The 20,833-nt window shown below is 60.5% G+C and carries 20 protein-coding genes; 10 read left to right on the top strand and 10 right to left on the bottom strand.

The genetic code is table 11. The features are described 5' to 3' along the window. Positions 1–65: 65 nt before the first annotated feature. The 10 genes from urtB (at position 66) to VFG26_RS00310 (ending at position 9,699) form a co-directional block, all read left to right on the top strand. Positions 66–941: an urea ABC transporter permease subunit UrtB gene (gene urtB / locus VFG26_RS00355; RefSeq protein WP_325021053.1), complete on the top strand. Its 876-nt coding sequence runs from the start codon at positions 66–68 to the stop codon at positions 939–941. Positions 942–985: 44 nt separating this feature from the next. Further along, positions 986–2,098, top strand: a complete 1,113-nt coding sequence (gene urtC, locus VFG26_RS00350; RefSeq protein WP_325021051.1) for an urea ABC transporter permease subunit UrtC — start codon at positions 986–988, stop codon at positions 2,096–2,098. Next, a complete protein-coding gene (gene urtD, locus VFG26_RS00345; protein ID WP_325021049.1) occupies positions 2,098–2,844 on the top strand; it encodes an urea ABC transporter ATP-binding protein UrtD in 747 nt (248 codons plus the stop codon). Before urtC ends, urtD begins: the two co-directional genes overlap by 1 nt. After that, entirely contained in the window at positions 2,841–3,545 is a 705-nt protein-coding gene (urtE, locus tag VFG26_RS00340) for an urea ABC transporter ATP-binding subunit UrtE (RefSeq protein ID WP_325021047.1), read from the top strand. The genes urtD and urtE overlap by 4 nt, the downstream gene beginning before the upstream one ends. 96 nt (positions 3,546–3,641) lie before the next feature. Further along, positions 3,642–4,082 carry a N,N-dimethylformamidase, small subunit gene (locus VFG26_RS00335; protein WP_325021045.1) on the top strand — a complete coding sequence of 147 codons (441 nt, stop codon included), beginning with the start codon at positions 3,642–3,644 and terminating at the stop codon, positions 4,080–4,082. Positions 4,083–4,209: 127 nt separating this feature from the next. Then, positions 4,210–6,609, top strand: coding sequence for a N,N-dimethylformamidase beta subunit family domain-containing protein (locus VFG26_RS00330; RefSeq protein WP_325021043.1), 2,400 nt, complete (start codon positions 4,210–4,212; stop codon positions 6,607–6,609). 95 nt (positions 6,610–6,704) lie between these two features. After that, positions 6,705–7,802, top strand: coding sequence for a ring-hydroxylating oxygenase subunit alpha (locus tag VFG26_RS00325; RefSeq protein ID WP_325021041.1), 1,098 nt, complete (start codon positions 6,705–6,707; stop codon positions 7,800–7,802). 5 nt (positions 7,803–7,807) lie between these two features. After that, entirely contained in the window at positions 7,808–8,506 is a 699-nt protein-coding gene (locus VFG26_RS00320) for a tetratricopeptide repeat protein (RefSeq protein ID WP_325021039.1), read from the top strand. Continuing rightward, entirely contained in the window at positions 8,506–8,811 is a 306-nt protein-coding gene (locus tag VFG26_RS00315; RefSeq protein ID WP_325021037.1) for a hypothetical protein, read from the top strand. The genes VFG26_RS00320 and VFG26_RS00315 overlap by 1 nt, the downstream gene beginning before the upstream one ends. A gap of 99 nt (positions 8,812–8,910) precedes the next feature. Further along, the gene (locus tag VFG26_RS00310; RefSeq protein WP_325021035.1) at positions 8,911–9,699 is read left to right on the top strand and encodes a TorF family putative porin; all 789 of its coding nucleotides are present in this window, start codon (positions 8,911–8,913) and stop codon (positions 9,697–9,699) included. 78 nt (positions 9,700–9,777) lie between these two features. Here the strand turns inward: VFG26_RS00310 and VFG26_RS00305 are convergent, their stop codons facing one another. From VFG26_RS00305 to VFG26_RS00260, 10 genes are all read right to left on the bottom strand, one after another. Beyond that, on the bottom strand, positions 9,778–10,383 hold the full coding sequence (locus VFG26_RS00305) for a HupE/UreJ family protein (protein WP_325021033.1): 606 nt from the start codon (positions 10,381–10,383) through the stop codon (positions 9,778–9,780). A 37-nt stretch (positions 10,384–10,420) separates the two neighbouring features. Further along, complete coding sequence (locus VFG26_RS00300) at positions 10,421–11,233, bottom strand: urease accessory protein UreD (RefSeq protein ID WP_325021031.1); 813 nt, start codon at positions 11,231–11,233, stop codon at positions 10,421–10,423. A gap of 53 nt (positions 11,234–11,286) precedes the next feature. Further along, on the bottom strand, positions 11,287–11,934 hold the full coding sequence (gene ureG, locus VFG26_RS00295) for an urease accessory protein UreG (protein ID WP_325021029.1): 648 nt from the start codon (positions 11,932–11,934) through the stop codon (positions 11,287–11,289). Positions 11,935–11,938: 4 nt separating this feature from the next. Then, positions 11,939–13,651 (bottom strand): urease subunit alpha, encoded by a 1,713-nt coding sequence (gene ureC / locus VFG26_RS00290; protein WP_325021028.1) that lies wholly within the window; start codon positions 13,649–13,651, stop codon positions 11,939–11,941. 17 nt (positions 13,652–13,668) lie between these two features. Beyond that, a complete protein-coding gene (gene ureB / locus VFG26_RS00285) occupies positions 13,669–14,367 on the bottom strand; it encodes an urease subunit beta (RefSeq protein WP_325021026.1) in 699 nt (232 codons plus the stop codon). 19 nt (positions 14,368–14,386) lie between these two features. Beyond that, positions 14,387–15,067 carry an urease accessory protein UreF gene (locus tag VFG26_RS00280; protein WP_325021025.1) on the bottom strand — a complete coding sequence of 227 codons (681 nt, stop codon included), beginning with the start codon at positions 15,065–15,067 and terminating at the stop codon, positions 14,387–14,389. Next, positions 15,064–15,516 (bottom strand): urease accessory protein UreE, encoded by a 453-nt coding sequence (ureE, locus tag VFG26_RS00275; RefSeq protein WP_325021023.1) that lies wholly within the window; start codon positions 15,514–15,516, stop codon positions 15,064–15,066. The genes VFG26_RS00280 and ureE overlap by 4 nt, the downstream gene beginning before the upstream one ends. Before the next feature lie 187 nt (positions 15,517–15,703). Then, a complete protein-coding gene (locus VFG26_RS00270; RefSeq protein ID WP_325021021.1) occupies positions 15,704–16,312 on the bottom strand; it encodes an ANTAR domain-containing response regulator in 609 nt (202 codons plus the stop codon). 13 nt (positions 16,313–16,325) lie between these two features. After that, positions 16,326–17,447 (bottom strand): transporter substrate-binding domain-containing protein, encoded by a 1,122-nt coding sequence (locus tag VFG26_RS00265; RefSeq protein ID WP_325021019.1) that lies wholly within the window; start codon positions 17,445–17,447, stop codon positions 16,326–16,328. Positions 17,448–17,634: 187 nt separating this feature from the next. Beyond that, complete coding sequence (locus VFG26_RS00260) at positions 17,635–20,829, bottom strand: CusA/CzcA family heavy metal efflux RND transporter (protein WP_325021017.1); 3,195 nt, start codon at positions 20,827–20,829, stop codon at positions 17,635–17,637. Between the last annotated feature and the right edge of the window lie 4 nt (positions 20,830–20,833).

Genomic DNA, 20,833 nt, shown 5'->3' with positions numbered 1-20,833 from the left:
GCCTCCCTCATGGGAGGGCGGATGCAGAAGAACTGCGGCCTATTCGTAGGGGAAATACACTGGCCATGGATATAGGTTCGCTTACCAACGCGCTCATCCTCGGCATCAGCATCGGCAGTATTTGGCTGGTTGCGGCGCTCGGTTTGACGATCATTTACGGTACAGCCGGGGTGATCAACATGGCGCATGGCGAGTTCATCATGCTCGGCGCCTACAGCTCGTACATGCTGCAGTACTATCTCGGCGTTCCGTATCTGCTGTGCATTCCGGCGTCGTTCGTCATCGTGGCACTCGTCGGCCTGGCGCTCGAGCGCGGTCTCATCCGATATCTCTACAAGCGCCCGCTCGATACGCTGCTTGCGACCTACGGCGTGTCGCTGGTGCTGATGCAGGGCGTGCGGCTGATCTTCGGCAGCGACCCGAAATACATCTCCGTGCCTGAGATCTTCCAGAGCACCATCACGCTCGGTTCAGCATCCATCTCGACCTTCCGCGTCATCGTTCTCGCGATAACGGCACTGCTGGTGCTCGCGCTGTGGCTGCTCTTCTACAAGACGCGCTTTGGTGTGCAGGTTCGCGCCGTTGTCCAGAACAAGGATATGGCGGCCTCGTTCGGCATCAATTCAAGCCGCGTCTACATGATGACGTTTGCGCTGGGCGCTGGGCTCGCCGGCGTTGCCGGTTCTCTCTTCGGCGTGCTCGCCATCGTATTGCCGACCATGGGCTCGAGCTACGTGGTGCAGGCGTTTCTCATGGTTGTCGTCGGCGGCGGCTCACTGGCGGGAAGTGTCGCGGCGAGTGGCGTGACGGGTGAGATGCAGTCGGTTTTCGCGTCCTTCACCAATGACACCTTCGCTCGCTTCATCATCTTCGTGCTGATCGTCGTGTTCCTGAGATTCAGGCCGCAGGGTCTCTTCTCCCAAGGTGGGGTGAGACGATGAGGCAGATCATGGGCAGGCGCATTTCAGACCGGGACCGCTAAATCATGGGCAACATCTATCATAACAAAACGGCGCAGTGGCTCGCCTATGCGGTCTTCTTCGCGGCAATCGGAGCTGTTCCGCTGTTCCAGGACGACAGCTTCCTTCTCAATCAGCTCGCCACTTACGGTGTCTACGGCATGCTGGCGCTGTCGATCAGCCTCTGCTGGGGGTTCGGCGGCATCTTGAACCTCGGCCAGGGCATTGCATTCGGCCTTGGCGCCTACGGCATGGCCATGACCATGCAGATGCAGACGCAGACAGAATCCAACCCCATCCCACCGTTCATGCTGAATAACAGCCTGGAGCATCTGCCCCTGCTCTGGGTGCCATTCCAGAGCACGGCGGCGGGCATTTTCCTTGCGATTGCCGTTCCGACGTTCTTCTGCGTGGTGTTCGGCGGCATCATGTTCCGGGCGCGCGTGTCGGGCGTCTTCTTCACGATCATGACGCTCGCCATGCTGTCGGCGTTCTACACGATCATTCTCGACCAGCAGGCCTACACTGGCGGCGCCAACGGCCTGTCGCCGCCGTCGGCTCTGCAGCTCGGCAGCATCGAGATCGATCCCTATAGCCCGATTGCCTACTGGATCGTCTTTGTCTTCCTCTGCGCTTCGACGGTGCTGGCGAAGCTTCTGACGCAGAGCTCATTTGGTCTTGTCACGCAGGCGATCCGCGACGACTCCGAACGCGTCCGCTTCCTCGGCTACAGCGTCGCCGGCTACGAGACGATGATCTACACCATCTCAGGCCTCATCGCCGCGATCGCCGGATGCTGCTGGGTGATGCTCGTCCAATACGTGTCGCCCGCTCAGCTCGACGTCGGCTTCAGCCTTTCGATGGTCATCTGGGCTGCGATCGGCGGGCGTCACTCGCTGATCGGCGCCATGATCGGAGCCTTCGTCATCCAAGGCGCGCAGAGCTACCTGGGCGATACGTTCCTTTCGACGTGGCTCCTTCTGCTCGGCGGCTTCTTCATCATCGTCGTGCGCTTCCTCCCCAATGGCCTCGCCAGCCTTCTCGAAGCCGGTCTTGGGCTGCTGAGTTCGCGGCGATCCTCTGCGCCGCATGGCAACGGCGCGGGCGAGCCTGTGGCGATCAAGGAAGAGGCATACTGATGAGCGGACTACTGGAAATCCAGCATCTGTCGAAAAACTTCGACACGACCAAAGTCATCAACGACTTCAGCATGACCGTCGACGAAGGCACGATCTGCTGCCTTCTCGGCCCGAACGGTGCGGGCAAGACGACGACGATCGATCTCATCACCGGACGCGTCAAGCCGACTTCGGGGACCATTCTGTTCGCGAATGAGGACATCACGGGGCGCGACGAGCATGAAATCGCGCGCGCCGGTGTCGGCCGCAAATTCCAGGTGCCGGCCGTACTGCGGGACATGACCGTCAGGCAGAATCTCGAAGTCGCCTACAGCCGCCAAACCAATCCGTTCTGGAACCTGTTCAAGTTTCACAGAGCAGGCCTGAAGCAGAAGTTCGATGAGGTTGCGGATCTCGCCGGCCTCACGCGGCGGCTCGATGTCATCGCCGGAAATCTTTCGCACGGTGAAACGCAATGGCTCGAGATCGGCATGGTGCTGATGCAGGAGCCGCGCCTCATGCTGATGGATGAGCCGATTGCGGGCATGACCGAGGGCGAAATCGAGAAGACGGCGCGCATTTTCCGGGATCTGCGGAAAACAACGACGCTGATCGTCGTCGAGCACGACATGGGCTTCGTTCGCCAGATCGCTGATGTCGTCACGGTGATGCACATGGGCTCGCTTCTCGCCCAGGGCACGCTCAGTGAAATCGAAGCGAACGCACGCGTGCGTGAGGTTTATCTCGGCGAGCAGGAGGCGGCATGAGCACGCTGTTGGAACTCAATAACGTCACCTCCTACTACGGCGCGACGCCAATCCTCAGGGATTTCTCGTTCGAACTCGAGCAGGGCCAATGCGTCTGCGTGCTTGGCCGCAATGGCGTCGGCAAGACGACGTTGATGCGCACGATCATGGGGCTGACCGACAAGTCGACCGGCGCCATCAGGATCGACGGTCAAGAGCTCGGCAATAAGCCCACGTACATCCGCGCGACGTATGGGCTGGGCTATGTTCCGCAAGGACGCGGCATTCTCTCGGACTTCACGGTGCGGGAGAACATTCTGCTCGGAACGTTCGCGCGCACCGACAAGCAGGAAGATATCCCGGAGCTTTGCTTGAAGATCTTTCCCTATCTTCGCGAAAATCTCGATCGCCGTGCCGGTTTGCTGTCCGGCGGTCAGAAGCAGCAGCTCGCGATTGCGCGTGCGCTCGCGGTCGATCCGAAAATCCTTCTTCTCGACGAGCCGACTGAAGGCATTCAGCCCAACATCGTGCACGAGATCGGCGAGATCTTGCGAATGCTCAACAAGGAGTACGGCATCAGCCTCATCCTGACGGAGCAGCACATCAAGGTCGCGCGCAAGCTCGGCGACGCTTTCATCATGGTCGATCACGGCCGCGTGGTCGCCCGTGGTCCGATTTCGGAAATGACCGATGAACTCGTCGAGCAGCACATGACGATCTAGCGAAGGAACAACTTGGGAATTGGTGCCATCCGTGGCGGTTCGGAATAGGCACCGGATAGTCGAACAGAAACTCAACCGCCAAACAACGGAGTGCAAATGATCTCTATTCCAAAGAAAGGCACGCCCGAGCGGGAGGAGCTGATCCGCCTGCATAAGGAATGCGTGGAATCCATGAAGGGTGTCGCCGGCTTCTCGGTGCTGAAGTGCGAGACGCCAGGCGATACGACGGTCCTTACCGGCGGCACCCACGAACATCCGTTGCTTCGCCGGGTTCTGCTGCGGATGCGCGGCGAATCAGTGAAGGGCAAGCTCATCATCATCTGCACGAAGGTGGATCAGGAATGGCGTATCGGCCGTTTGTCCGGCATTCGCGGCGTGCCGCCGGTGTTCGTCAACGACAAGGTCTATACGGACGAGCAGGAAATTCAGCACGACATCTTCTTGATGCGGCTCGATGAGCTGCCGGAGACGGCGGGCATGCCGGAGCACTTCGAGGAAGGCTGGAAGCACCGCGATGACAACTGGCCGGTGACCTAACTCCCTCTACCGCAGAGAGGCCTCAGCCCTTTCTGCTTCGCAAATAAATACATTTCCTGCCGCGTCTTTGGTCGAGGACGCGAATGGCGGAGCCATGTGCAGGGAAGCAACGTAACTGGAGACTACCATGTGTGCCATGAGGCTGACGGGATACGCTGACAAATTTGGCGTGCACCCCGGCGACAAGATCAAGTTCTACATCAACTGCGACGGGCCTTCCGAGTACAAGGCCGAAGTCGTCCACATGATCAACGGCGATACCAATCCGCGTGGTCCGGGCTTCATCGAAAAGCCGATCTCGTCGAAGGTCGAAGGCGTCTACAAGGGCCGCAAGCAAATCATTCACAGCGGCTCGTACGGATACGTCGAAGATGCGCCGCAGTTCCATCTGGAAAGCTTCACGCTGCAGTGCTGGATCTGGCCGACGACGCCTAAGACCCATCCGCGTTATTGGAAGCACGGCGCACAGGGCCTCGTGACGAAGTGGATGGACGGCAAGGGCTATGGCCTCTTCATCAGCGAGGAAGGCTGCCTCGAGCTGCGGATCAATGAGCACAAGATCACGACGGGCGTTCCGATCCGCGATCACGCTTGGCATTTCGTTGCCGCGAGCTTCGACGCCGCGACGGGTGAGGTCGTGCTCTATCACGAGCCGCAGATCGTCTACGCGCTGGATCCTGTCATCGAGCCCGTCAAAGCGACCATCAAGACGAAGATCGCGCATACGCCGGCGCCTGTCGCACTCGCAGCTTACGTCGACAAGATCAACGACGATCCTCTGGCGCAGTCATCACTGCCGGCCGGCGTTTGGTTTACCGGCAAGTACAACGGCAAGATCGACAGCCCACGCATCTCGAACAAGGCACTCAACCGCTTCGAGATCGAGCAGATGAAGGGCGGCGCGCAGCCGGGCCTCACTGAGCGGCGCAACTCCGGCCCGACGGGTGCGCTTTCGGAAGCCATCGTCGCGGCTTGGGACTTCTGGGACGGCATCGACACGATCGTCGCCAAGGACAACGGGCCGTATCGCTTCGACGCTCAACTCGTCAATTGCCCCACGCGCGCTCTGACCGGCTACAACTGGAGCGGCCAGAATTTCGACTGGAAGTATGCCAAGAAAGAATATGGCGCCATCCACTTCCACGACGACGATGTCGATAACGCCCGCTGGGTGAGCGATCTCGAGTGGGAAGTCCCGGCGGAAGGCATCAAGAGCCGGTTCTACGCGCTGAAGCTTACTACCTCCGAAGGCGATGAGGACTACATCCCGTTCTGGGTTGTTCCGAAGATCGGCAAGGAGCAGTCGAAGATCGCTGTGATGGTTCCGACGACCAGCTACATGGCGTATGCGAACGAGCATGTGGCGTGCAACGCGGGCGGCGCTGAATTGTTCGTCTACCGCGTGCCGATCATGCAGCACCAGAACATGTTCCTCGCAGAGCACCGCGAGTACGGCGGTTCGATCTACGACACGCACACCGACGGCTCGGGCATCTGCCTTTCGTCGCGTCTGCGCCCGATCCTCTCGATGCGGCCGAAGTACGATCACTTCCTCGCACAGGCACCGTGGCAGTATCCCGCCGATCTCCATCTCATCTACTGGCTGGAGACGATGGGCTATGAATACGATGTGATCACCGATGAGGACGTCAGCTACGACGGTCTCGCGCGTCTCGAGAATTACAACGTCATCATCACCGGCTCGCACCCCGAGCACAACACGGGTACGCAGCTCGACGCGCTCCATAACTACACGCAGCGTGGCGGCAGGCTCATGTATATGGGCGCGGACGCCTGGTACTGGGTGCACTCGTTCCATCCGGCCTACGACTCGCTTGGACGTGGTGTCATCACCGAGATGCGGCGTTGCGAGTCGGGCATCCGCACGTGGCGTGCGGAACCTGGCGAGTACTATCACCAGGGTACCGGCGAACTTGGCGGCATGTGGCGCTATCGCGGCCGTTCGCTCTACTCGGTCGCCGGCGTCGGCATGACGTGCGAAGGCTTCGACGTCTCGTCGTACTTCAGCCGTACGCCGGACAGCCTCGATCCGCGCGTTGCCTGGGCGTTCGAAGGCATCTCGTACGATGAGCCGATCGGAAACTTCGGTCTTGTCGGCGGCGGCTGTGCGGGTCTCGAACTCGACATCGTCGACGTGACGCTCGGCTCACCTCCACACACGCTTGCGGTTGCGACATCGGCCGGCCGGCATCCCGAATCCTACCTCCTCGTCATGGAGGACTTCGGCTTCAACCAGCAGGGTCTCGACGGTACGACACATCCGCGGGTGCGCGGCGATATCGCCTTCCACGAGACGCCGAACGGCGGTGCTTGCTTCGCGTTTTCGTCGATTGCCTTCTGCGGATCTCTGCCCTGGAACAACGGCAAGAACAACGTCTCGACGCTCGTTGGCAACGTGCTCAACCGGTTCATGATGGATGGACCGCTGCCGCCGCCGCCCGCTGATGCCATCAAGCATCGCGGCCGCGCCGACTACGAGACGCCGGCGCCCGTTACTCAAGCTTGAGGAAGGCCACTCCGGTGCCCGGGGATCATTCCTGGGCACCGGTCATCTCTCAAAAAATCCATTTGCACTCCCTTCAATGAATGAGGGCAACGCGCATGCTTCATCGTCCTGATCTCGGCTTCCATGACGAAGGCCAGGATCTTTCCAGCGCAGAATTTTATGCCGAGGCAATAGGCCGGCCGGGTGAGGCACGCGTGCTGCCGCCCGTCGCGTTTCGCTCCTTGCAATTCAGCCTGATGGAAGACGAGACGGTCTGGACGCGCGATTGGGTCTCTATCGGCACGCAAGATGAAATCCCACACGACGGGGACCTACTGCCGTTCACGGTCGGCCAACACGGTATTCATGTGCAACGTGTCGGCAACCAGTTCAAAGCGCGATTCAACAAGGCTCAGCACGGCGGCTGCCGCGCTATCCCGCTGCAATGCCAGTCCGGGAAGAAGACGAAGTGCTCGTTCACGTCTTGTGGCTATAGCCGCGACCGGGCGGCAATTCCCGCTCGCGATCTTGGTAACGATACGCCCGAGATGCAGCAATATCTCGGCCTTCGCCCTGAGCGCCTCTTGACCGCTCATGCCGGCCAACTCGGTCCGCTTATTTTCGTCAATCTCGATGTCGAGCCGGAGTCGAGCGCAACGGCGTTTGCCGATCTCAATGAAGCCGGCGGCTTTTTCAGAGACGGATCGCGGCTCGTCTCTTCGGGTTGGCTGGAGTTTCCCGCCAATTGGAAACTTCTCGGCCAGCACCTCGCGGCAGGTGCGCCGATGCTTGAAGACGAAGGCCGTGTGTGGACGCTTGCCCGCACGTCTATCGAGGAACAGCCCGCCCTTGTCGCTTGGCTGTTTCCCAATCTCGTCCTCATGAGAGCGGGCGACGAGACGTGCGCGATCGTGCTGCAGCAGACGGCGCTCGGGCAAACACTTTGCCGTTACTTCGTCTACAGCCCATCTCGCGAAAACGGCGCATCGGCATTCTGGACGAAGGAAATCGAGCATCGCGCGGCCAAGGCATGTGCCGATCATCATGGCACTGTGCGTTGGGGCACGAACTCGCGTCCCGAGACGATCGGCTCGGCGCTTCCTCTGCAGCGGGATCCGCAAGGGCTTTGGATGCAGCGCATGCTCGCCCGCCGCGCGGCGCGGGCTCCACGGCAGTTTTTCTCGCAACCCCTTTTTCAGCATGCGCGAGGTTAAGCACGATGCTCTCTCTCAAATACGATGCCGGTGACAACAAGGCGATCGCTCTCGCCGTCGGCGCCTACCAGAAAGAAGCCTTCGGTGAGGCCTTCGGCATGTTCACCGAACTCGCGGAGCAAGGCGATGCCGACGCCAAAGCCTGGCTCGCGGCGATGTACGTCAACGGTGAGGGTGTTCCGACTTCGCTGTCAAAGGCGGTCGAACTCTATCGCGAGAGCGCAGAGGCCGGGAATGTCCTTGCGCAGACCAACCTTGGCGCCATGCTTGCGATGGGGCAGGGCGTCGCGCGGGATGTGGCGGACGGCGTGGTGTGGCTCACCAAGGCCGCCGAGCAGGGCGATCTTTTCGCGCAATACAATCTCGCTACTCTCTATTCCAAGGGAGAGGGCATACCGGCCGATCCTGAGCTCGCTGCGAAGTGGTACCGCCGAGCTTCCGAGGCCGGACACTATCCCTCGCAAGCGCGCCTCGGGTTCTTTTACGCCAATGGAATCGGCGTCGAGAAAGATCGCGTGCAAGCCTTCGTGTGGCTGTCGCTTGCCGCGCAGCACGGCGTCGGCAATGCGCTCAACGCGCTCGAAGCGGTCGTCGGGCAAATGTCCGCAGATGAAAAGCGCAAAGGCTCTGCTCTGGTTGAGGCATGGCGGTCGCGCACGCCGGAGACTTCACGGCATGCCCGCCTACGGCCGCAGCCGGGTTGATGGCGATGATCTTCAGTCCGCAGCAGATCAAGTTCGAATTCCTGAGTTACATAAAGGAATTTGGCGGCCAGGCTGCCGAGTGGCGCGTCGGCTGCGCTGCTGACGCGCAAGAGGCGATGTTTGATCGCGAGGGCGTGGATCGCGAGCGGGATATCTGGCTCTGGAAGCCGGCATTGTCTCCAGCCGCCGCTCGCATCGTATTTCGCTATTTGACCGAGCAGTTGCACGTTCCCGCCGCCGAAAGCGCGGGGCAGGGCGCCAATATCTTTCTTTTCAAACGCATGAGCGGGAGCAGCGATGCCTGAGGGGGCGGGCTCGCAGCAGCCTGAAAACGGCGCCTGTCCCGGCCGGCGGCAACTTCATCTTGAACGATGGTCGTTCAGAACCCAGGGGGAATAGAGAGTATGTCTTCAATAAAGCTGTCGCTGTTGGCTGGCGCCTTCGCCATGAGTGCCGCAATGCCTGCTCTGGCGGGCGAGTTCGATCCCGCTCCCGCTCCACTGGCGTTCGACATCTTGTTCGGCACCAAGATTGCGAGCGAATACAATTTGCGCAGTGTCTCGCAGACGCGCGGGCGCCCGGCGATCCAAAGCTATGCCGAGGTCAACTTCAGCAACGGGATTTATGCCGGCATCTGGACGTCGAACGTCGATTTCCAAGGCACCAATCCGTATGCGGAGTTCGACTACTACGGCGGTGTGCGCCACAGCTTCGGCAAGCTCTCGCTCGACGGCGGTTATGTTTACATGGATTACCTGGGCGAGGACCCGGGCCATCAACTCGACTTCTGGAAGATCTACGGCATCGCGAAATACGCGTTCAGCGAGGACCTGACCATCGGCGCGAACGTTTACTGGACGAGCTCGTTCATCGGCTACAACGGAATCGACGGTACGCATTCGTCGGTTTTCGGCCGTTTGGCGTTGCCGGACTTCGGCCTGCCGCGCGACATCGGCACGTATGTATCGGCTGAACTTGGGCGGCAGTGGGTGAGCGACGACTTCGCGCCCGACTACACGTTCTGGAATGCGGGCGTCGGCTTTACGTACAAGTCGATGACGCTCGATCTTCGCTACACGGGCGCCGATCTCTCAGGCAGCGAGTGTGCCGCGTTCATCGGCCAGCGCGGCTCTTGCGGCGATCGCTACATGATGAGCCTGTCGTTCGACACGAGCCTCAGCAAGCTGAGATAAGCCGCCTTTCTTTCCGAGAAGGCGCAGCCGGGTGATCACGAGGCCCGTCCTTCGTGATCACCCGGCTTTTTTATACTCTCAGACGGCGCCTGCGATCAGGCTTGCTCCGGCCAATGTGACGGCTGCGCCGATCGCGCGAAGAACGGCATTGCCGAGGCGGCCTTTCAGCTCGCCGGTCAAACGGCCGATGGCGAGGCCCGCTGCATGAAGTGACGCGGTCGATGCTACGAAGCCTGCGCCGTAAGCCAAGCCAGCGGCCATGTCCGGCATTTCGGTGCCGTGCGCGTGACCATGGAAGACGCCAAAGAACGCTACGATCGCCGCAGCTGCGGGTAATGCCGGATTGATGCGGCACGCGACGGCCAAACCGAGCGCGAAAACGGACAGTGCAATCGCGAGTTCCACGGGGCCCATGGAAACTTGTGATGCGCCGAGAATGCCGCCGAGCACCATCGCGGCAATGAAGGCTCCTGGGATCAAATAGAGCGCGCGACCGCCAAGCTGCACAGCGAATGCGCCGACCATCACCATTGCTAGAAGATGATCGATGCCTGACAATGGATGCAGCAGGCCGGTCGTAAAGCCCATGGCCGAGCCGTGCCCGACGTGGGCTTCTGCGGTGCCTGCGCTCACTGCGAGAATGGCCGCGGGCAGCGCAAGGATCATTCCTTTTGCTTTGATCATAACGTCTCCTGTTTTTGAATGGGCGAACGCCGCTTCATCATTTTCGTCTTGGCGCGGGCTGATGTCCGAGGGCCGTGCGGACGCATGCCGAGAATAGCTGCTCGGCAACTTGGCGCGCGGCGACGGCGTCCTGTGCGAGGCAGCGCACGCCAAGGCCCGCATTATTGGGAAGCTCGCTCGCGCCTGCGACCGCGTTAGCGACGGATGATAGGATTTCGTTGAGTTCGGCTCGTCGCGGCAAACGTGAGGGAGCGCCCAGAAGCATGAAGTTCGAAACGACGCTCCACTTGCCAATAGGCGAGGCCGCCGATGCCAAGGCCTCGCCAGTGATGCGCTGGCAATCGCTGAGCAGACGCTTGCCGTTCGCGTCGCGGACCATCACGTTTGAGACGTACGTGTCGAATGGATGAGATGCGATCTTAGGATCATGCTGGGCGATGGCTTCGGCCAGGAAGAAGATCGAGCCCGGACCCATGCGAACGTTCAAGTCGCTGACGTAGGACGCACCGGGGAACAGAACCAGCGTGTCAGGGGTGAGCGCGAGGAAGGCCTCATCCTCCAGGACGACTTCAGCAGACTGCATCGCGGGCTGACCATGGCAGTCGTGAACAATCGTGGCGGCTTGCGTCGTGACGTGAGCGGCGGCGCGGGCTCTTACGCTCAAGTGGCTTTGGAGCTGCTCGGCGCGATAGAGACCGCCTGAGGATGATTGCTGGTAGACCGTGATCAGATGCGGGAGAGCAGCGTCAAGCGAGAATGGGCGTGTCATATGGAACGGGTAGGACACGAACTGCCGGCCGATCACCGTGCGCGCGCCGTGGCGCAGTAACTCCAGATCGAATCTGCCCATGCGAGGTGCGCCATCGCCGGAAGCGTCCGGAGTTTTCCGCGCCCAATGCACATTCATCGAAACAAGACTTCCGAAGAGATGCGATCGACGACGGCGTCAATTCCTGTCTGCTGCTTGCAGTTCGTCAATACGAGCGGTTTGCCTTTCCGGGCGGCCGTTGCTTCTTCTTCCATGCGCGCGAGATCCACGCCAACATGTGGCGCAAGATCGGTCTTGTTGATGACGAGGAGATCGCATTTGAGCACACCCGGTCCGTTCTTGCGCGGGATGTCGTCGCCACCCGCAACGTCGATGACGAAGATCCACCAGTCGACGAGGTCGAGCGAGAAAGTTGAGGCGAGATTGTCGCCGCCGCTTTCGATGAGGATCAGCTCGACATCGGGAAACTGCGCTTCAAGGTCATCGGCGGCTGCGATGTTGAGAGTTGGGTCCTCGCGAATAACCGTGTGAGGGCAGGCACCGGCTTCAACCGCGGCAACGCGGTTGGGATCAATGAGGCCCGAACGCCGGATGCGGTTAGCATCTTCCGCCGTCACCAGGTCGTTCGTCACGATCGCCAGCGATATGCCGCGTTCGGCGAACGCGGGGATGAGGCGTTCGATGAGCGCCGTTTTCCCCGATCCGACCGGTCCGCCGATGCCGACGCGCGCTGCGCCAACGCGCGAGATCTGCACTTCCTCGAAAGAGGGCTTTGTGTTCATGGCGTCATCTCAACATGTAGCGTTGCGCAAGCGGGAGTTCGCTCGCGGGTTCACAGGTGGCCAATTCACCATCGACGAAGACGTCGAAGGTTTGCGGATCGACGCGAATGTTGGGGCACGCGTCGTTGCGCACCATGTCTTTCTTCGAGAGTGCTCGGGTGCCTTGGGCCGGGAGTAATGGCTTTTTCAGGTCAAGCGACACCGAGAGACCACGTTCAATTGCCACCGGATTGACGAAGCAGGCTGACAGCGCCTTGCTTGCGCGGCCGAACGCGCCCCATTGCGGGCGCAGCATGCGGGGTTCGCACGTCATGAGCGAAGCGGCGCTATCGCCCATGGCGCCCCAGGCGATGAAGCCGCCCTTGATGACGAGTTCAGGCTTGATGCCGAAGAAGGCCGGATGCCAGACGACGATGTCGGCCATCTTGCCGTCTTCCAACGAGCCGACGTGGTCGGCAATGCCGAACGTGCGCGCGGCATTGATGGTGTATTTGGCGATGTATCGCTTGATACGCTCGTTGTCGCCGAACTTGGTCGTCTCTTCGGGAAGCCTGCCGCGCTGAGACTTCATTTTGTCGGCGAGTTGCCACGTGCGGCAGACGACTTCGTTGATGCGTCCCATGCCCTGGCTGTCGGAGCCCAGCATCGAGATTGCGCCGATGTCGTGCAAAATGTCTTCGGCCGCGATGGTCTGAGCGCGGATCCGGCTTTCTGCGAAGGCGACGTCTTCGGGGATCGACGGGTTCAAGTGATGACAAACCATCGTCATGTCGAGATGTTCGTCGAACGTGTTGACCGTATATGGATTGGTCGGATTGGTCGACGAGGGCAGGCACCAAGGAACGCCCGCAACGCGGATGACGTCAGGCGCGTGGCCGCCGCCTGCGCCTTCGGTGTGATACATGTGAATGGTGCGGCCGCCGATGGCCGCCAGCGTATCTTCCAGGAAGCCCGACTCGTTCAACGTGTCGGTGTGGATCTGGACGGGGAAGTCCATCTGATCGGCGACCGTCAAGCACATGTCGATGGCGGCGGGCATGCTGCCCCAGTCCTCGTGCAGCTTGAGGCCCAGGCAACCTGTTTCGATCTGCTCCACCAAGGATGCGGGCTTGTGCGAGTTTCCGCGACCGAGGAAGCCGAAGTTGATCGGCCATTCCTCGGCGGCCTGCAGCATCTTGCCGACGTTGAAGGGGCCGCCACAGTCGATGCCAACGGTGATGGGTCCCAGCGAGCCGCCCAGCATGGTGGTAATGCCCGATGCGATCGCGTGTTCGCAAAGTTGCGCGCTGTCGAAGTGGACGTGGACATCGATGGCGCCAGCGGTGGCGATCATGCCTTCGCAATCGCGTACCGTGGTCGCCTGCGATACGATGAGGCGCGGATCGACACCGGCCATGACATCGGGATTGCCAGCCTTGCCGATACCGACGATCTTGCCGTCCTTGATGCCGAGGTCGCCTTTTACGATGCCGACGACGGCATCGATCACCGTGACATTGCACAGCAGAAAATCGAGCGCGCCTTCCTTGCTGGTGACACCGGCCGCGAGCCCGGCACCATCACGCAAGGTTTTGCCGCCGCCGTGCAGGCATTCGTCGCCATAGACGGCATGGTCTTTTTCGACGACCGCGACCAGCGAGGTATCGCCGAGCCGGACGCCGTCGCCAGTGGTTGGCCCATACATGGCGGCATAGGCAGCGCGAGATAGAATTGCCAACGGTATTCTCCCTTTGATCAGCTGCCGCGGAAGCCGCCCTCGCGCGCGCGAGCGATGGCCTTGGCTTTTGTTTGCGGATCGTCTGCTGGTCCGTCCGACAGAGCGTTGAGGCCCGACAAGTGGCGGTTGCCGCCAAATTCCGTGAGCGTCACGAGCTTGTCCTGGCCCGGTTCGAAGCGAACAGCGGTGCCCGCTGCGATGTCGAGGCGCATGCCGAATGCGGCGTCGCGATCGAATTCCAGCGCGCGATTGACTTCGAAAAAATGGTAGTGCGAGCCGATCTGAACGGGACGGTCGCCCGTGTTGACGACTTTTATCGTCGCCTTGCGGCGGCCTTCATTGAGTTCGATCTCGCCCTCCTCGGCGATGATTTCGCCGGGATGGATCTCGTCGGTCGTTTCGAACTCCGCGGCTGGCCGCAGCGGATCGTGAACAGTGACGAGCTTGGTGCCGTCGCGGAACGTTGCTTCCACCTGCAACATCGGCAGCATTGCGGCCACGCCTGGCATAACATCGCTTTGCGTCAGGATTTGCGAGCCGAGCGACATCATTTCGGCGACGGACCGGCCCTCTCGTGCGCCTTCGAGTATTTCGTCGGAGATCAGCGCGACCGCTTCCGGATAATTAAGAAGAAGGCCTTTCGCGCGCCTTTTGCGGGCAAGTTCCGCGGCCGTAAAGATTGTGAGCCGCTCGAGCTCGGTGGGCGTAAGAAGCATGCGTTCCAGATCCTCGTCTTCAATTTGAGAAGAGACGTTGTCCGCTCGCGCCATGAGTCGCGACCGCGATCTCGGCAAGCGGAACGAACGACCTTATTGGCTCGTCGTTTTCGACGAGACGGCCGGCGAAGTCGTCGACGACAGCGAGCGCGCGGCCGAGCACGGCTTGGGCTTCGATCGCTCCGACGAGGCCGAGCCGCACCGCAGCCGTGGTCAAGGAGGCGGCGGCTTGGTAGCCGCTCATGAGCACTGCCGTTGCCTCGTCGAGGCCGAGTGCGTGCCACAGCATTCCTTGAACCACGGCAAGGTGGCCGTGGGCCGAATGCGCTTTCACCATCATGCGGTAGCGTTCGGCGCCTGCTATGCCGAGGCGCGCATGGGATGTGAGAAGGCCAATGCCGTTGCGGCGTGAGCCAGTCCGCAGCAGGTCGCTGAATGTCGATGCTTCGACTTCTGCATCCAAGTCGGCGATCGCCGTCAGATCATCCTTGCATCTGTGCGCGCGCGTCACTGCAATGCGGTCGGCTTCCGCCCAGCGATGGGCGATCTGGCCTTGCACAAAGTTTTCGAGATCGAATTTGCCGAGCCGGCTTTCGAGCTGCGACGAAGCTTCGAGGCCTTGGGAGAAAGCAAAACCGCCCGAGGGAAACTGGCTATCGGCGTGCTGAAGGGCGAGAAGCATTTGAGCCCTGGCCGTCATTCGCCTTCCTCGGTCCAGGAAGCTCGACCGTGCTTGATGAAGTGCTGGATACGCGAGACGTAGGTGTCCGTTGGACCATCGAGAGCGACGAGAATGTCGTTGCCTTCGAAGCGCACGCGCCAATGCAAGTTGCCGGCGTGATAGCCAAGCTCGTTTGCGTCCGCGATGGAACTTGGCGTTAATCGCATCCAGCGTTGCTCGCCGGCGCGTACGACGATGGCTCGCGTGTCGTCGATGTGAAGGACTGCTCCGTCGAAGAGATGCACATCGCGCGGCAACGTGATCGCTACTTCCTCGCCGCCGTCCGTTCGCGCGCGCAGCCTGTGGCGATCGAGATCGGTGACGGGCAGCTTGACGATTTCAACTGTGCCATGGTGCTCCAGCTTGTGCAGCCGTTCGTGCATAACGGGATCGGCGCGATCCCCCACGATGCGGTCTATGCGAAGCATGCATTCAGCCCTTTTTCGATCCGTTGTTGCTCGTCTCCGGCGTTGCCCATGCGCAAAACAAAAAAAGCCCGCAGACTCCCGTTGTGGGGGAGTGCGCGGGCTTTCCTAGCCGGAGGATACGTGACGGCACTGTCACATATCGAAGATGATATTGCTCGTCATTGAGCGAGAAATTCTGAACTAACTACTATTCGTCGCTTGGCCTCGACGTCAAGAGTTCATGTGCGTTGATGATCGCGCTTGCGAGTTCGTCCATCGGAATGCGCTTGGCCATCGCACGCTTGCGAATGCTGTCGTAGGCGGCATCCTCGGTGAGACTTTGGGTCTGCATCAGGATCGCTTTGGCTTTGGCGATCTGGTTGTTGCTAGTCAGACGCCGCTCGAGTTTGCGTATGCGCTTGTTGGCGTTTTGACGGTCAAGCCAGATGGATCGCGCGATGACGAGGTTCGTCAAAAGTCCGAACGGGCGAATGGGTCGTTCGATGACGCCAAGCGCGCCGCACTCCAATACAATCTGGAGCGTGCTCGGATCCTCAAAGGACACGACCGCGAGCAGTGCGGGATCCGACGATTCTACAGGCAAAAAAAGATCAAGGATCTTGTCTCGATTTTCCTGTTCGATCGCCGCGATCACGACTGACGCCGATGGATCGATCGCATCGGGCAGGGGCCACGTTGCTTCGCAGGTGCAGCCGATGCGGCGAAGATGTTCGATCAGCCTCATGCCGTCCGTATCCGGCGGGTGCAGGACCTGAACGCGCAGGCCTTTCAGATCTCGTATCAGTCTCGTTGCCACTGTGAGACCCGATCTATGTTTTGTGATCTGGCTGGCGCGAGAAGGCGGGCCATTCGCCAGCCGTTACGAAGTAGGGGTCCGGCCGAATGCGCGTTTCGGATTGCCAGATGATGTTGAACTTTCCCATCGCATCGATGCGCGCGATGCGCGACCAAAGCTCCGTATGATGATTGCCGGGATCGATGCGGATGCGTCCCTGGGGCGCGTCGAACTCCAATCCTGAAAGCTGTTGCGCGATTGAATCCGGGTCGTCGCGACCGGCCGCGGCCAACGCCTTCGCGTAGAGGTGGACCTGGCAGTAGGCTGCCTCGGCGCTGGCCGTGACCGGCGCGTCATCGCCGAAGCGTCTCTTGAAGCTTGCCACGAACCGGCGCGCTTTCTCAGTGCTCAATGTTTCGAAAAAAGATGCCGACGTCAGATGACCCGCAATCACTTCCGGCCGCATGAGCGCGACCTCGGCTTCCGTCATCGTTAGGCTTGCAATCGGCATCTTGCCGGCTTCGAACCCGGCCTTCGCGTAGGTTTCATAGAGAAGCTGCGAGCCGGTGCCGACGACGGTCGAAACGATGACTTCGGGCTGATGCTTCTCGATTTGCCTTATGACCTTGTCGAAGTCCTGCTGTTCGGGTTCAACCGGCACATAGATCTCGTCGAGCACGCTGCCGCCCGCGCCGTTGACGAGATCGCTTACGACGCGATTGTACTCGTATGGAAAGACATAGTTTGAGCCGACGAGCAGAAACCTTCTGCCATGATTTTCTATGAGATAGCGCGCCAGGGCGACGGCATTCTGGTTGGCCGAGGCTCCGCCATAGAAGCAGCGGTCGGAGTATTCGTAGCCTTCATAGAATGTCGGATAGAAGAGGAGGCCGCGATAGGCCTCGACCTCGGGAAGAACGGCTTTCCGCTGCAAGGAGGTGTAGCAGCCGAAGATGATACGAACGCCATCCTGAGCCAGTAGCTTCACCGCCCCTTCGCGATATTTGCTGATCGAGCAGGCCGGATCATAAATGATTGGCTCGATCTTCCGGCCGCGAATGCCTCCCGCGCCGTTGATTTCTTCGGCCGCCAAGAGCACGGCGTTGGCTTCTGAGATTTCGGCCGCTGCGGTGACCCCTGTGCGGGAAAACAGCACACCAATTCTCCAGCCGGCATCCGCCACAGTGAGCTTCCATGTTGGGAAGATGGAATGAGGCCGAACGCTCGACCGGGACCCTACCTCCTAACGGAGTTAAGGCTCTTCCTGCGATAGCATAATATTGGCGGAGGCCGGTCAAGGACGTTTTGGTCGCGAGTGGGCTGAAATTCTTGGCGTAGCCTGCTCATCTTTTGATTGCCTCGCCGCCAGTGAACTTTGCGCATAATGCCGGAAGGACCAACAGCGTGAGCAGGGTCGCGCTCACCAATCCGCCTATCACCACTGTGGCGAGCGGCCGTTGGACTTCGGCGCCTGTTCCGGTCGAAAGGGCCATCGGAACAAATCCCAACGAAGCGACGAGCGCGGTCATTACAACTGGTCGAAGGCGCGTGACGGCGCCTGCGAATATTGCCTTCCGGCGTTCCATTCCAGCTTCGATCAGTTGATTGATGCTCGTCATCATGACGAGCCCGTTGAGGACGGCGACGCCCGACAGCGCAATGAATCCGACTGCGGCTGAGACGGAAAACGGCATGTCGCGCAGCCAGAGCGCGATCGCTCCTCCCGTCAGCGCCAGGGGCACGGCGGTGAACACGAGCAACGCGTCGCGCGGCGAGCCAAGCGCGGAATAGAGCAGGAGGAAAATCAGGAAGAAGCAGGCGGGCACCACGATCATCATGCGATCGCGTGCGGCCAGCAGGTTTTGGAATTGCCCGCCCCAGGAGATGTAATAGCCGGGCGGAAGTTTCACTTGGTTCGCGACCTTTGCTTGTGCTTCCGCCACTACGGAGGCGATGTCGCGGCCACGGACATTTGCGTTCACCACGACGCGCCGCTTACCGTTTTCGCGGCTGATCTGATTTGGGCCCTCGGTGAATGCGAATTCGGCGACCTGCTCCAGAAGGATCGAGGACACTTTACCTGTGCGGTCCGGGGCCAGAGGAACGGGGAGATGCTTCAGCTTCTCGATGTCGCCTCGAACATCATCCGGCAGCCGCACGACAATCGGATAGCGCCGGTCGCCTTCGAAAAGCACTCCAGCATCTCTGCCGCCGACGGCGGCTCCGATGACGTCCTGCACAGCCGAGTTGCTCAAGCCGAGCCGCGCGATCTCTTCCTGATTGATCTTGATTTCGAGGAAGGGCAGGCCTGAGGCCTGCTCGACGCTGATGTCCGTGGCGCCAGGCGTGCTCCGCAAGGCGCTTGCAATCCGGTTGGCTGCGGTCAGCATCTGTTCAAAGTCCTCGCCGAAGACTTTGACCGCGAGATCGCCGCGCGTTCCTTCCAAAAGCTCGTTGAAGCGCATCTGGATCGGCTGCGAGAAAATGAGATTGTTGCCCGGCTGCTTCTCAATGGCGCTCTGGATCTTCTTCAGGAGCGCGTCCTTGCTGAGGCTCGGATCTGGCCACTCCTCCTGCGGCTTCAGGATGATGAAGGTGTCCGAGACGTTGGGCGGCATAGGGTCGGATGCGACCTCGGCAGTGCCCGTTTTCGAGAAGACGAAGGCGATCTCGGGAAGGCGGCTGATCGCCTTTTCCAATCCAAGCTGCATTTGCTGCGCTTGTGACAGCGACGTGCTTGGGATGCGGATGGCGTGCATCGCCACGTTCTTTTCATCGAGCGTGGGAATGAATTCCTGTCCGAGCGTGGTGAATAGCAAGCCTGCTAATGCAAGCAACGCCGCCGCACCGGAAATAAATGCTATTGGCCGCGTGAGCGCGTTTTGCAGCGCCGGTTCGTAAACGCGTTTCAGAGATCGAACGAGAGCATTTTCCCTCTCTTCCACGCGGCCGGACAGAACGATGGCAATGGCCGCTGGTACGAACGTCAGCGACAGTACGAAGGCGGCGAGCAGGGCGATGATGACGGTCAGCGCCATCGGCTCGAACATTTTGCCTTCGACCCCGCTAAAGGTGAGCAGGGGAACGTAAACGAGGATGATGATGGCTTGGCCGTAAACCGTCGGCTTGATCATCTCGTCGGCCGATTTGCTGACGGTTTGCAGCCGTTCGTGGAGCTCGAGTTTGCGGCCAAGTTTGCGCTGATGCTCGGCGATACGCCGAAGCGTGTTCTCCGCGATGATCACCGCGCCATCGACGATGAGACCAAAGTCGAGCGCGCCGAGGCTCATCAGGTTGGCGCTGATCTTCCATTGCACCATACCCGTCAGCGTGAGCAGCATCGCCAACGGAATGACTAGGGCCGTTATGAGGGCAGCACGGAAATTTCCGAGAAGCAGGAAAAGCACGAAGACGACAAGCAGCGCGCCTTCCGCGAGGTTCTTACTGACGGTTGCTACCGTCGCGTCGACCAAGAGCGTGCGGTTGAGCACGGTTTGAGCTTCAATGCCCGGCGGCAGGCTGCGTCTGATCTCTTGTAATTTCGCATCGACAGCCGCCGATACGGTGCGGCTGTTTTCGCCGATGAGCATCAAGGCGGTGCCGACGACAACTTCGGTGCCATTCTCGCTGGCGCTTCCGGTTCGGATCTCACCGCCGATCGTCACCTTTGCAACGTCCTTGATGCGGACGGCGCTCCCATCGCGGGATGCGACGACGGTATTGGCGATCTGCTCAGGATTGGTGAGCCTGCCGGTGCTGAGCACCGCAAAGCCCTCGCCATTGCGCTCCACGTAACCGGCGCCGCGATTGACATTGTTCTGTTCGAGCGCCTGCGCCACGTCGGCGAATGAGAGATTGAGCGCTGTGAGGAGTGCGGGGTCCGGCTGAACGACATACTGTTTCTCGTACCCGCCGATGGCGTCAATACCTGCGACGCCCGGAACCGAGAGCATCTGCGGGCGAACGATCCAATCCTGCACGGTGCGCAGATAGGCGGCGCGCTCGAGCTCCGTCGTCAGCCGTTGCCCCTCTGGGGTGACGTAGCTGCCGTCGTGCTGCCAGCCGGGCTTGCCGGCTTCTGTTTTTTGCGGCTCCGGCGCGTAGCGCACGGTCCACATGTAGATCTCGCCGAGGCCTGTGGAGATCGGTCCGAGTTTTGGCGTTGCGCCGTCGGGCAGATTTCTTTCCGCCTCGCGTAGCCGTTCGCTCACCTGCTGGCGCGCGAGATAGATGTTCATCGCTTCCGAGAAGACAGCCGTCACTTGCGAGAAGCCGTTGCGCGACAGCGAGCGCGTATATTCGAGGCCCGGGATTCCGGCGAGGGCGTTTTCTATCGGAAAGGTAATTTGCCGTTCGACATCGAGGGGCGCCAGCGCTGGTGCAGAGGTATTGATCTGAACCTGATTGTTGGTGATGTCGGGTACGGCATCGATGGGAAGCTTTTTCAGTGAATAAATGCCGTACGCCGCCGCAGCGACGGACAGCATTACGACCAGCCAACGTTGACGGACCGAGAATGCGAGCAGCTTGGCGATCATTGTG

This window comes from Hyphomicrobium sp. (assembly GCF_035687085.1).
In the GTDB taxonomy this organism is placed as follows: Bacteria; Pseudomonadota; Alphaproteobacteria; order Rhizobiales; family Hyphomicrobiaceae; genus Hyphomicrobium_B.
Note: the sequence above shows the minus strand (reverse complement) of the source record. Positions and strands in the feature narration are given on the sequence as shown.